At 63.6% G+C, this 11,757-nt stretch carries 12 protein-coding genes; 4 read left to right on the forward strand and 8 right to left on the reverse strand.

Annotated features, from left to right (window positions below; genetic code table 11):
- The first annotated feature begins 213 nt into the window (after positions 1–213).
- Positions 214–2,493, forward strand: a complete 2,280-nt coding sequence (locus EN990_RS09360) for an NADP-dependent malic enzyme (protein ID WP_024501796.1) — start codon at positions 214–216, stop codon at positions 2,491–2,493.
- A 33-nt stretch (positions 2,494–2,526) separates the two neighbouring features.
- On the opposite strand, the gene EN990_RS09365 is transcribed toward EN990_RS09360, so the two are convergent.
- The gene (locus EN990_RS09365) at positions 2,527–3,228 is read right to left on the reverse strand and encodes an antitoxin Xre/MbcA/ParS toxin-binding domain-containing protein (RefSeq protein ID WP_127384829.1); all 702 of its coding nucleotides are present in this window, start codon (positions 3,226–3,228) and stop codon (positions 2,527–2,529) included.
- 389 nt (positions 3,229–3,617) lie between these two features.
- A complete protein-coding gene (locus EN990_RS09370) occupies positions 3,618–4,610 on the reverse strand; it encodes an adenosine kinase (protein ID WP_013528052.1) in 993 nt (330 codons plus the stop codon).
- A 230-nt stretch (positions 4,611–4,840) separates the two neighbouring features.
- Between EN990_RS09370 and EN990_RS09375 the strand changes: the two genes are divergently transcribed.
- A complete protein-coding gene (locus EN990_RS09375; protein WP_013528051.1) occupies positions 4,841–5,773 on the forward strand; it encodes an EamA family transporter in 933 nt (310 codons plus the stop codon).
- A 90-nt stretch (positions 5,774–5,863) separates the two neighbouring features.
- Positions 5,864–6,574 (forward strand): sulfate transporter family protein, encoded by a 711-nt coding sequence (locus tag EN990_RS09380; RefSeq protein ID WP_027163754.1) that lies wholly within the window; start codon positions 5,864–5,866, stop codon positions 6,572–6,574.
- A 9-nt stretch (positions 6,575–6,583) separates the two neighbouring features.
- Here the strand turns inward: EN990_RS09380 and EN990_RS09385 are convergent, their stop codons facing one another.
- The 6 genes from EN990_RS09385 to EN990_RS09410 form a co-directional block, all read right to left on the reverse strand.
- Positions 6,584–7,582: a proline racemase family protein gene (locus tag EN990_RS09385; RefSeq protein ID WP_064995777.1), complete on the reverse strand. Its 999-nt coding sequence runs from the start codon at positions 7,580–7,582 to the stop codon at positions 6,584–6,586.
- Between the two features lie 13 nt (positions 7,583–7,595).
- Positions 7,596–8,399, reverse strand: coding sequence for an oxaloacetate decarboxylase (locus EN990_RS09390; RefSeq protein WP_024505790.1), 804 nt, complete (start codon positions 8,397–8,399; stop codon positions 7,596–7,598).
- A gap of 80 nt (positions 8,400–8,479) precedes the next feature.
- Complete coding sequence (locus tag EN990_RS09395; RefSeq protein ID WP_127369194.1) at positions 8,480–9,334, reverse strand: hypothetical protein; 855 nt, start codon at positions 9,332–9,334, stop codon at positions 8,480–8,482.
- 69 nt (positions 9,335–9,403) lie between these two features.
- On the reverse strand, positions 9,404–10,066 hold the full coding sequence (locus EN990_RS09400) for an HAD family phosphatase (protein ID WP_127369195.1): 663 nt from the start codon (positions 10,064–10,066) through the stop codon (positions 9,404–9,406).
- Positions 10,066–10,551, reverse strand: coding sequence for a dUTP diphosphatase (gene dut, locus EN990_RS09405; protein WP_013528045.1), 486 nt, complete (start codon positions 10,549–10,551; stop codon positions 10,066–10,068). Before dut ends, EN990_RS09400 begins: the two co-directional genes overlap by 1 nt.
- Before the next feature lie 107 nt (positions 10,552–10,658).
- On the reverse strand, positions 10,659–11,129 hold the full coding sequence (locus EN990_RS09410) for an Lrp/AsnC family transcriptional regulator (RefSeq protein WP_013528044.1): 471 nt from the start codon (positions 11,127–11,129) through the stop codon (positions 10,659–10,661).
- Positions 11,130–11,244: 115 nt separating this feature from the next.
- Here EN990_RS09410 and EN990_RS09415 point away from each other — a divergent pair, with 115 nt between their 5' ends.
- A complete protein-coding gene (locus tag EN990_RS09415) occupies positions 11,245–11,493 on the forward strand; it encodes a DUF6356 family protein (protein WP_063169910.1) in 249 nt (82 codons plus the stop codon).
- Positions 11,494–11,757 lie beyond the last annotated feature (264 nt).

Raw genomic sequence — 11,757 nt, forward strand, 5'->3', positions numbered from 1 at the left:
GCGCCGCACGCTAGCAGATGTGATCGCGCGGTTTAATGCCGGGGCTTCGAAAAACAGGGGACGACCGGGACGGCAGGATGCCCGCAATCGCGCGTACCAACCGCGATTCCGCACGCTGGCGGTTTACACGCGGCGGCGCGTGGTCTTAATTCGGTCCGACACAAAGCACCCGCTTCAACGAGGTGCTGCACCGGTGAGGAAATCAAGAACATCATGGCCAGGAAAACCGAGAACAGCGGTCCGTCCGTCAGTGCGCAGGAAGCGCTCGAATTCCACGCCATGGGTCGCCCCGGCAAGCTGGAGGTCGTCGCCACCAAGCCGATGGCGACGCAACGCGACCTCAGCCTCGCCTATTCGCCTGGTGTCGCGGTTCCGGTCCTGGCCATCGCCGAAGACCCCTCGCGCGCCTTCGACTACACGACGCGCGGCAACATGGTCGCCGTCATCTCCAACGGCACGGCTATCCTCGGTCTCGGCAATCTCGGCGCGCTGGCCTCCAAGCCGGTGATGGAGGGCAAGGCGGTGCTGTTCAAGCGCTTCGCCGATGTCGATTCCATCGACCTCGAGGTCGACACCGAGGACGCCGACGAGTTCATCAACTGCGTGCGTTTCCTCGGGCCCTCTTTCGGCGGCATCAATCTCGAGGACATCAAGGCGCCGGAATGCTTCATCATCGAGCAGCGGCTGCGCGAATTGATGGACATTCCGGTCTTCCATGACGACCAGCACGGCACTGCGATCATCTCCGCCGCCGGCCTGATCAACGCGCTGGAGATCACCGGTCGCGACATGAAGACCACGAAAATGGTCTGCAACGGCGCCGGCGCCGCCGGCATCGCCTGCATCGAGCTGATGAAGGCGATGGGCTTTTCGCCCGAAAACATCATCCTGTGCGACACCAAGGGCGTGGTTTTCCAGGGCCGCACCGAAGGCATGAACCAGTGGAAATCGGCGCATGCGGTCAAGACCGAGGCGCGCAGTCTCGCCGAGGCGCTCGACGGCGCCGACGTCTTCCTCGGCCTCTCCGCCAAGGGCGCGCTGACCACCGCCATGGTGCAGTCGATGGCCAAGAACCCGATCATCTTCGCCATGGCCAATCCCGACCCGGAAATCACGCCGGAGGAGGTCGCCGAAATCCGCACAGACGCCATCATGGCCACAGGGCGTTCCGATTATCCCAATCAGGTCAACAACGTGCTCGGCTTCCCCTATATCTTCCGCGGCGCGCTGGATGTCAGGGCAACCACCATCAATGACGACATGAAGATCGCCGCCGCCCAGGCGCTGGCGGCACTGGCGCGCCAGGACGTGCCCGACGACGTTGCCGCCGCCTATCAGGGTAATCGGCCGAAATTCGGCCCCAACTACATCATCCCGGTGCCGTTCGACCCGCGCCTGATCTCGGCCATTCCGATTGCGGTCGCCAAGGCGGCGATGGATTCAGGCGTCGCCCGCAAGCCGATCCTTGACCTCGACCGTTACGCGCAGGAACTGTCGGCCCGCCGCGACCCGATCGCCTCGACCCTGCAGCGCATCTACGACCGCGTGCGCCGCCAGCCCAAGCGCATCGTCTTCGCCGAGGGCGAGGAGGAACAGGTCATGCGCGCCGCCGTCTCCTATGTGAACCAGAAGCTCGGCACCGCCATCCTGCTCGGCCGCGACGACGTCATCAAGGAAAACGCCAAGCACGCCGGCATCGATCTCAACAAACAAGGCATCGAGATCATCAATGCAAGGCTGTCGCGCCGCAACGGCATCTACACCGACTACCTCTACGAGCGCATGCAGCGCAAAGGCTTCCTGTTTCGCGACTGCCAGCGGCTGATCAACAACGATCGCAACCACTTTGCCGCCTGCATGGTGGCGCTGGGCGACGCCGACGGCATCGTCACCGGCGTCACCCGCAACTATTCGACCGCGCTCGACGACATCCGCCGCGTCATCGACGCCAAGCCCGGCCACCGCGTCATCGGCGTCTCGATCGTGCTGGCGCGGGGCAAGACCGTGCTGGTCGCCGACACCGCCGTGCACGATATGCCGAACGCCGAGCAGATCGCCGACATCGCCGAGGAGGCGGCAGGCTTTGCCCGCCGCATGGGTTATGAGCCGAGGCTCGCCATGCTCGCCTATTCCACCTTTGGCCATCCGCAGGGCGAACGCTCCGAGCGCGTCCAGGAAGCCGTGCGCATCCTCGACAAGCGCCGCGTCGATTTCGAATATGACGGCGAAATGGCCGCCGACGTCGCCCTCAACGCCCGCGCCATGGCGCAATATCCGTTCATCCGCCTGACCGGCCCGGCCAATGTGCTGATCATGCCGGCGTTCCACTCGGCCTCGATTTCGACCAAGATGTTGCAGGAACTCGGCGGCTCGACGGTGATCGGGCCGCTGCTGGTCGGCCTGAACAAGCCGGTTCAGATCGTGTCGCTGAATGCCAAGGACAGCGATATCGTCAACATGGCGGCGATCGCGGCGTACACGGCGGGGACTTGAGGGGCTGGCCTCAGCGGTGAGTCGGCGAGGCGTTCAGCCCGGCGCGAATATGCGAGCGGCCTCGACGACCTCGTCCACCTGATCCTGCCGCAGCAAGTCGATCGGGACGCGGCCGTCGAGCTGCGCCGAGGGCCGCGTCAGCCACAGCCATGCGAGCCTCGGATTGGTGATCAGGGATAGCACGTCGCGAATGCCTGCAACCGGCCGGCCGTCGACGAACTGCACCAGCGGGAAGACATGTTTGCGGCCGCCCTTGCGCAAGGCGATGACCTCACCCCGCCGCTGCCAGCGGTGCAGGGTCGAGCGGGCGATGCGCAGATGCTCTTCCAGATAGGTCGAACCGGCGACGCGGCCGGCCCAGTCCTCGATCAGCATCGATTCGAGATCGTCGGACTTTGGCAGCGAAGGAGGCTCGACATCGGCCAACGGGGTCGTCGGCGGATTTGTCACGCCGGCAATACCGGCTTCGCTGCGGCGCGCGGCTTCCGCCGCCAGCGCGCGCACGAATTTCGAGGCCAGGCCGGGCAGGTCGGCATGGATGGCGTCGATGGCGCGCTGGTGCTTCGGTGACAGCAAGGTGACAGCGGACGCTATGCTGCCGGCGATCTTGCCGACCGAGACCATGGTGGGCTTGTTGATGGCCTCGTCATAGTGGGCAAGTGCACGTTCGACGTCTTCCGCGACCATCTCCGCGAAGTCGTCCTGCTTGAGGCCCTGGATTTGAAATCTGTTCATGCATCTGTCTTCTGGCCGCGCGCTCCCCCTCAGCTGCGGCCGATTGTTGAACTTCTAGTGCGGAAAACGGAAATCACGGCGGCGACGGATCCTGCCGCCCGACAGCTTGCTGTCTTGCATGTCTTGACACCCCAACTGACTGAGGGCGCACAGATGTTAGTCGCGGGCGCCCAGATTGCGTGTAGGTGTCATGTGTGACAGCCGCGCGACGGCATTTCCTTCTCCCCTTGTGGGAGAAGGTGGATTGGCGCGTAGCGCCAAGACGGTTGAGGGGTGTTCCAGCTTGGCGCCAAGCTACCCCTCACCCGGATTGCCATCCGATTTGTAAAGGACAAATCGGGGCAATCCGACCTCTCCCACAAGGGGAGAGGTTAAAAGCGTCGGGACCCCTACAGCAATCCCGCCTGCTCAGCCTCGCGGCGCAGATTCTGCCGGGGCCTGGGGCCGATCTGCTGGATCACCAATCCGGCCGCCAGTGAGCCAAGGTCGCCGCAGGTTTGCAGGTCGCGGCCTTGCGTGTAGCCATGCAGGAAGCCGGCGGCATAGAGATCGCCGGCGCCCGTCGTGTCGACCAGTTCCTTGATGGCGGTCGCCTTGATCACCACCGTCTCGTCGCCGCGCACGATCACGGAGCCTTTTTCCGAGCGGGTCACGGCGGCGATCCGGCAATCCTTGCGGATCTGCGCCAGCGCCTCGTCGAACGAGGATGTCTGGTAGAGCGATTTGATCTCGTGGCTGTTGGCAAAGACGATGTCGACCGTGCCCGAACGCATCAGCTCGAGGAATTCGTCGCGGTAGCGGTCGACGCAGAACGAATCCGACAGCGTCATCGACACTTCGCGGCCTGCTGCGTGCGCCAGCTTCGCCGTCTGGCGGATCGCTTCCTTGGCGCGCGGCGGGTCCCACAGATAGCCTTCGAAATAGGTGACCTTGGCGCCAGAAGCCTTATCGGCCTCGACATCCTCCGGCCCAAGCTCGACGCAGGCGCCGAGATAGGTGTTCATCGAACGCTCGCCGTCAGGGGTGACGAAGATCATCGACCGCGCCGTCGGCGGCTCGCCCTTGAGCGGCGTGGTGTCGAAGGCGACGCCCTGTGCATGGATGTCGTGGGCGTAGATTTCGCCCAGCGCATCGTTGGAAACCTTGCCGAAGAAGGCGGCGCGGCCGCCGAAGCTGGCGACGCCGGCCGCCGTGTTGCCGGCGCTGCCGCCGGACGCCTCGATCGCCGGGCCCATGCGGCTGTAGAGCAGTTCGGCGCGTTGTGTGTCGATGAGGTTCATCGCGCCCTTGATGATGCCGTTGGTCTCGAGGAATTCCTCGTCGCACTGGGCGATGATGTCGACAATGGCATTGCCGATGCAAAGCACGTCATAATCCGGCATCAAAATCTCCGCCAAAAACCCGAGCCGGCTTCTTGCCACGCCGGCCCGGCGCGGGTCTAGCGATTTGAAACCGGTTTGCCTAGGGCGTGACACGCAACTTTGGCGGAACAGGCAAAGGCGCATCAGCCGCGAGGCGCTATGACAATTCGACCGTGGCCGAAGCATTTCATCGCCGCACCGCCTATAAGCCTGGATCAGACGATCCCGCTTCGAAGGCGAGCCAGCCCCCAATGTCTACAAAAAGCATGTCGACGAAGAACGAGCCTGCAAAAAACGATCTGACCACCGACCTGGTACTGCTCGTCGTGCTGGCAGTGCTCTGGGGCGCCTCCTACACCTTCATCAAGATCGGCGTCGAAACCATCCCGCCGGTCACCTTCATTGCCGCCCGCACCCTGATCGCTGGCGGCATCCTGTTGGCCATCATCCGCTGGCGCGGGCTCGCCTTGCCGGGCGATGCTGCAAGCTGGCGCCGCTTCGCCTTCCAGGCCTGCCTCAACAGCGTTATTCCGTTCACCCTGATCGCCGCGGCCGAACGCTCGGTCGATGCCGGCCTCGCCACCATCCTCAACGCGACCTCGCCGATCTTCACCTTCCTCTTGACCGCGCTCATCACCCGCCACGAGCCGGTCACCTTGCGCAAACTGATCGGTGTGGGCGCCGGCATTGCCGGCATCTGCCTCATTATCGGCACGCAGGCGCTGAGTGGCCTCGGTCATGAATTGTGGGCGCAATTGGCAATCGTCGCCGCGACGGTCTGCTATGCCGGGGCCGCCATTTTCGGCCGCGGTTTCAAGGGCCTCGACCCAATGCTACCGGCCGCCGGTTCCATGTTGTGCGGCGCCGTCATCCTCGTGCCGCTCAGTCTGGTGTTCGACCAGCCGTGGACGCTGGCGCCATCGACCGCGTCGATCCTGGCCCTGCTCGGCCTGTCGGTCTTTTCCACCGCGCTGGCCTTCGTCATCTATTTCCGCCTCATCCACACGCTGGGTTCGGTCGGCACCACCTCGCAGGCCTATCTGCGCGTGCCGATCGGCGTCGGCATCGGCGCTCTCTTCCTCGGCGAAAGTCTTGGTTCGACGGCATGGCTGGGCATGGGTTTTGTCGTGGCCGGGGTCGCTGCCATGACCATCCCGGTTCGAAAGCCGGCATTTGCGCGGTAGACGCCAGCCCGCTTGTGCTCATGGCCTGCGCTGCCTATCTCGGAAGCATCCGCCTTTTAGGCGGCGTCCGCTAACCGGGGGTGTGACAAGGTGATTTTCGACGCTGCCCGCGCTGCGGCCCTCGAGCTGATTTCGCCTCCCTTTCGGGCCGTGTTCGTCAAGACGCTGGGCTTGACCGTGCTGGCACTGGTGGCTCTGTGGTTCGGCCTGACGAGCCTCGTCGAGTGGCTGGCGCTGCCGTGGCTGCAGACGCTGTTGCCCGGCATGCCGTCCTGGGCCGGGTGGCTCGGCGGCATCATCGCGGCAATAGCGCTTGCCTTCGGCATGGCGTTGCTCATCGCGCCGGTGACGGCTGTTGTCGCCGGCCTGTTCCTCGACGATATCGCCGAAGTGGTCGAGCGCACCGACTACCCCGGCGATCCGACCGGCCGCGCCATGCCGGCGCTGCGCTCGCTGGTGCTGTCGGCGCGATTCCTCGGTGTCGTCATTCTCGGCAACATCGTCGCGCTGCTGCTTCTCTTGGTGCCGGGCGTCAACATAGCCGCCTTCTTCATCGTCAACGGCTATCTGCTCGGGCGCGAGTTCTTCGAATTCGCCGCCATGCGCTTTCGCGGCGAAGACGAGGCCAGGGCCTTGCGCAGGCACTATGCCGGCACAGTGTTTCTCGCCGGGCTGCTCATCGCCGCTTTCCTCGCCGTGCCGTTGCTCAACCTGCTGACGCCGCTGTTCGCCGCCGCCATGATGGTGCATCTGCACAAGGCGATCTCGGTGCGGGAAGTGGCTCGCCCCTCACGCGGCTAGGCATTTTCTTCAGCGCAACAGAAATCCGCGTCCGAGCTCGTCATCGGCCTCGACGATGAATTCGGCCCGCCCGGAATAATAGGCGCGGCCGCCGACGCGGGCGATGATCGCCTCATGCCGTCCAGCCTTCGCCGTCCGCGCCACGGCTCCGGAAAAACGCGAGCCGGCGATGCTCTCGAATGTGCGCGTCTGTCCGATCGCGATCTCGCCCTTGGCATGCATGGCCGCCAGCCTTGCGGTGACGCCGGAACCGGTTGGCGAGCGATCGACCTCGGCTTCGGCGAAGACGCAGATGTTTTTGGTCACCTCGCCGGAAAATGTGTCGCGGCCGTCGGTCAGGATGGTGCCGTATAGGTAGGCTAGGTCGCCGTGGTCGGGATGCGACAGCGGAAATTCAGCCTTGAGCCTGTCCGTCAGCCCCGTTGCCGCATCGACGAAATCGCGCATCCGGCTTCTGCCGAATTCGAGCCCGAATTGGTGACAATCGGCCAGCGCGTAGAAGGCGCCGCCATAGGCGACGTCGAAGCCAATCGTGCCGTGGCCCGCCAATTCGATCGCCTGTCCACCGGCGAACAGGAAGGCCGGCACGCTTTCGAACGACACCGCACCGGCCTTGCCGTCCCTGACCTCGACCGAGGCGACGACCAGCCCGCACGGCGCCTCGATATTGACTGTCGTGACTGGTTCCTGTTTCGCCACCAGCCCTTCATCGATGGCGTAGCGGCCGAGCGCGACGATGGCGTGGCCGCACATCGTCGAATAACCCTCATTGTGCATGAACAGCACGGCGAGGTCGGCGCCGGGCAGGTCCGGCTCGACCAGCAAGGCGCCATACATGTCGTAATGGCCGCGTGGCTCGAACATCAGGATTTTCCTGAGATGATCGAGATGGTCGCGCACATAGGCGCGCTTTTCCAGGATCGTGCCCTTGGGGATACCGGGATAGCCGCCGGTGACGATCCTTAGCGGCTCGCCGCCAGTATGCATGTCGATCACGGTCAGCGTCATGCGACGGGCCCCATTAATCCGAAGATTTGCCGAAGAGGGCCTGCAATTTGCTGAACGGCATGGCGGCGCGGGTGAAGCCGAAGGTGCCGTCTTGCTGGATTTCGCGTGCCGCCGTTTCCAGCATGCCGTAGGCGAAATTGGTCAGCCACGGCCCGAGCGAGATACGCTTGACGCCGGCCATGGCGAGATCGGCGATGGTAAAACCCGGTACCGCCATGACATTGACCGGCTTGCTGACGGCAGAGCAGAGCGTGCGGATCATCTCGACGTTGCCGATGCCTGGCGCATAGAGTACGTCGGCGCCGGCCTTCTCGAACGCCTGCAGCCGCTTGATCGTGTCGTCGAGGTCGGACTTGCCCCAGAGGAAATTCTCGGCCCGCGCAGTGAAGACGAAATCGCGTTTCAGGGCCCGCGCCGCTTCCACGGCCGCCGCAACGCGTTCGACGGCGTGCGCAAAATCATAGATCGGCTTGTCCGGATCGCCGGTGTGGTCTTCGATCGAGCAGCCGGCAAGGCCGGCAGCTTCCGCCGCGAAGATGGTTTCGGCGGCCTGCTCGGCGCTGTCGCCCTTGCCTTTCTCGAGGTCGGCCGAGACCGGCAGGCTGGTCGCCGCGGTCACTTCGCGGCAATGGTGGATCATCTGGTCGAAGGTCACCGCGCCGTCCGGCAGGCCGCGCGAAAAGGCAAAGCCGGCGCTGGTCGTCGCCAGCGCCGTGAAGCCGAACGAGCCGAGCAGCTTGGTCGTGCCGATATCCCAGGGATTGGGCACGACGAAGGTCGAGGCATGCAGGTCGCGAAAGATCTTGCCCTTGTCCATGGTAGTTCCCCCATCATATGCGGTGTGGCCGAACGGATTTTATCCTGCTCCATCTGGCCGGGCAAACGAATGCGATTGGTTCAGAAGCGTTTGGCGTTCTCTCCTGCCAATTTGTCCAGCGCGTCGGAATCCTTGGCGTAGTGCGACGTTGTCTTGTCCCAATGATAGGTGACGGAGATGTCGTGAGATTCAGGTTTGGGCGGCTGGTCATCGCAGCTTTCGTCGTTCACGACGGTGGCATCGGTCACCGTTACCTTGATCGCCGCATGGCGTCGGCCCTCTGCGAAGGCTTTAAAGGCAACGTCCTGCGTCCGGCTATAGGCACACACGTGCTCGTCGAACAAATAGATGATGTCGATCAGCTTCAACTTGTCCCTGGCGACCATAATCAGCGGGACGATCATATAGTTCTGGTTTGAATTGGAATGCGAACTCTCGATCATGAGGATATCATCATTGGCGCCGATGCCGAGCTTGCCGGGTTCGCGGAAATAGGTGCTGCGGTCGAGGGCGACATTGGCGGCGTCGAGCAGCCTTGGTTTGCCCGTAATGTCGTAGAGCGCTAGCACCGCATAGCCTTCTGCGCTGTCTGAGGAATCGCCGAGATCGAACAGCATGGTCAGGCGGTCCTTGCCTCCCGCCTTGATGGCAAGCACGGAGGCATTGGAAAAGCCTGAGGTTTCGGGCGGCGAGCCGCCGCTGTCGGGTCCCTCGATATGGCGCATCGCGATCGGCAGCCCGCCCCTGTAAAAGCCATTCTTGTCGGCGGCGAGGTCTGGAATGATCATCCTGGCGAGGTCGAGATAGGTGATGTCTTTTTGGCCGGGCAGTGGGCTGCCGAGCTCCGGAAGGCTGGCGTCTTGCGCGCCGGCTGCGGTCCACAGCAATGGCAGCAGCATCACGGCGAGGATGAAGCGAAGCAGGTTCGTCGGCATGGTCGCCTCAGGCTGTCGGGCGCGCGGAACGTAGCACAGCCTCCCAACCCGTCCAGTCCGTCAGCCAGCTCAGTGGATCGGCACCAGCCCGGCCAGTTCGCGCATGTCGTCGAACAGGATGCCGCCGGCCTGGATAAGGCCGTCGCGGTCGGAATAGGGATCGGCGTGATAGGAAAACACCCGCATGCCGGCCGCGATGCCGGCCTGCGTGCCAGCGACGCTGTCCTCGATGACGATGCAGTCGGCAGGTGCAAAGCCCACGGTTTTCGCAGCATGCAGGAACAGGTCCGGAAACGGCTTGCCGCGCGCGACCATCGTCGAGGAAAACATCGCGTGTTCGAACAGCGGCAACAGCCCGGTCTGGCCAAGTGTGATGTGCATCTTCGACACCCGGGCCGAGGTGGCGACGCAATAGGCGATCCCGGCTGACCGCACGGCCTCGACGAATTCGCGGACATAAGGGATTGCTTCGACGCCGTGGGCGAACAGGTCTGGCAGGCCGGCGTTCCAGCGATCGACAAAATCGGCGCCAAGCCTGACGCTGGTCTTTTCTTCGATCTCTTTCTGCACCGACGCCATGCTGCGGCCGGAGAAATTCTTGCGGCAATATTCGAAGCTTGTCGGATAGCCGGCAGCGGTCAGCCATTCGGCAAGGCGCCGATTGGCCAGGTTCTCCGTGTCGACCAGGATCCCGTCGCAGTCGAAGATGACAAGTTTAGGCAGTTCAGGCATCAGGCGGTGCCGGTCGATCCGAACCCGCCCGCGCCGCGCGCCGTGCCGCCGGCCAGGTTGCGCTCTTCCACGGCGGCTTGCGTCACCGCGGCAAAAACGATCTGGGCGATGCGCATGCCGCGCGTCACGGCAAAGTCCTCGTCGCCGAGATTGATCAGCAGCACCTTGACCTCGCCGCGATAGTCGCTGTCGATGGTGCCGGGCGTGTTGAGGACGGTCAGCCCATGTTTGAAGGCAAGGCCTGAGCGCGGCCGCACCTGGCCTTCCATGCCTTCGGGAATTTCCAGGATCAGCCCGGTCGGCACCAGAGCGCGTTTTCCGGGCAGGATCAGCAGCGGCCGGTCGTCCGGCACCGCGGCGCGCAGATCCATGCCGGCAGCACCGGTGCTTTCATAAGCAGGAAGGGGAAGTCCTTCAGCATGCGGCAACCTGACGAAGCCGACGGTCGGACCGATGACGGAGGGAGTTTGAAGGGCTGCGCGCATAAAATCGATCCTATCGGCGCGATTGCCGATTCGGTCAATTCGCCCGCAAGCCTATCAACGGCTTTCTTTCAGGCATCAGTATGGCCTGACCTGAATCTCAACATACCTTAGCGCACTTCCATCGGAACCACCGTCGTCTCCTTGATCTCCTCCATCACGAAGGAGGCGGAGACGTCGGACAGCGCCACCTTGGCGATCAGCCGCTGGTAGAGCCGGTCATAGGCCTTCACGTCGGCGACGCGGGCGCGCAGAACGTAGTCGAGGTCGCCGGACATGCGGTAGACGCCGATGATCTCGGGAAAGCCGGTCACCGCCGCCCGGAATCTCTGCAGCCACTCCGGATCGTGGTTGGACGTGCGGATCAGGATGAAGACGGAAAGGCCAAGCCCGAGCTTTTCGGCATCGACCAGCGCCACCCTGCCGGTGATGACACCGGCCTCCTCCAGCCGCTTCACCCGGCGCCAGCAGGCATTGCGCGACAGCGCCACCCGTTCCGACAACTGGTCGACCGACAGCGTGCCGTCGCGTTGCAACTCGGCGAGCAATTTCCGGTCGATTTCGTCAATTTCCAGCGCCATGTGGGATATTTGTCCCATGCATCACCGAAATACAAGGACATTTTGAGACCGATGAACCGGCGAAGCATGTCAGGATACTCATATCAGGAACTTCAAGCGCTGAAGGGGAACCAGCATGTCGGTCGCAAGGATTTTCACCTCTCATCCGGCCAAGGTCGGCGAAACCTATTTCAGCCACATGGGCTTTGCCGCCTGGTTTTCGTCGCGCCTGTTGATGGCGGCCGGCGCCGCGCTCGTTCATGCTTTCTTGCCATTTCTGTTTGAAACTACCGCCAGCCGAATCGTTCGCGAGCTTTACGAGCGGACGCACAACAGAGGCACGCACGCGACCAAGGAGCCGGCGGCTCTTCCGGATCGCGCCTAGGCGATCCCGCCATCGAGCTTCGTCACCATGACCAGGGACGGGATCAACATTCGGCCTTTTGCTCCGGCCGTGGCGAAGCTGGCGTTGGCCGGGTAGTTGCAAATTGCGGCAACGCCGCGGGCCAGCGCCCCCCTCTGTCCTGCCGGACATCTCCCCCTCAAGGGGGGAGATTGGATGTCGCGACGGCTTTCGCCAATCGCCGACCTTGCGGGACTGAGCGAGGCGCCGAAACTGCCAATCTCCCCACTCGAGGGGGAGATGTCC

This window comes from Mesorhizobium sp. M7A.F.Ca.US.005.03.1.1 (assembly GCF_003997975.1).
GTDB classification, from domain to species: domain Bacteria; phylum Pseudomonadota; class Alphaproteobacteria; order Rhizobiales; family Rhizobiaceae; genus Mesorhizobium; species Mesorhizobium ciceri.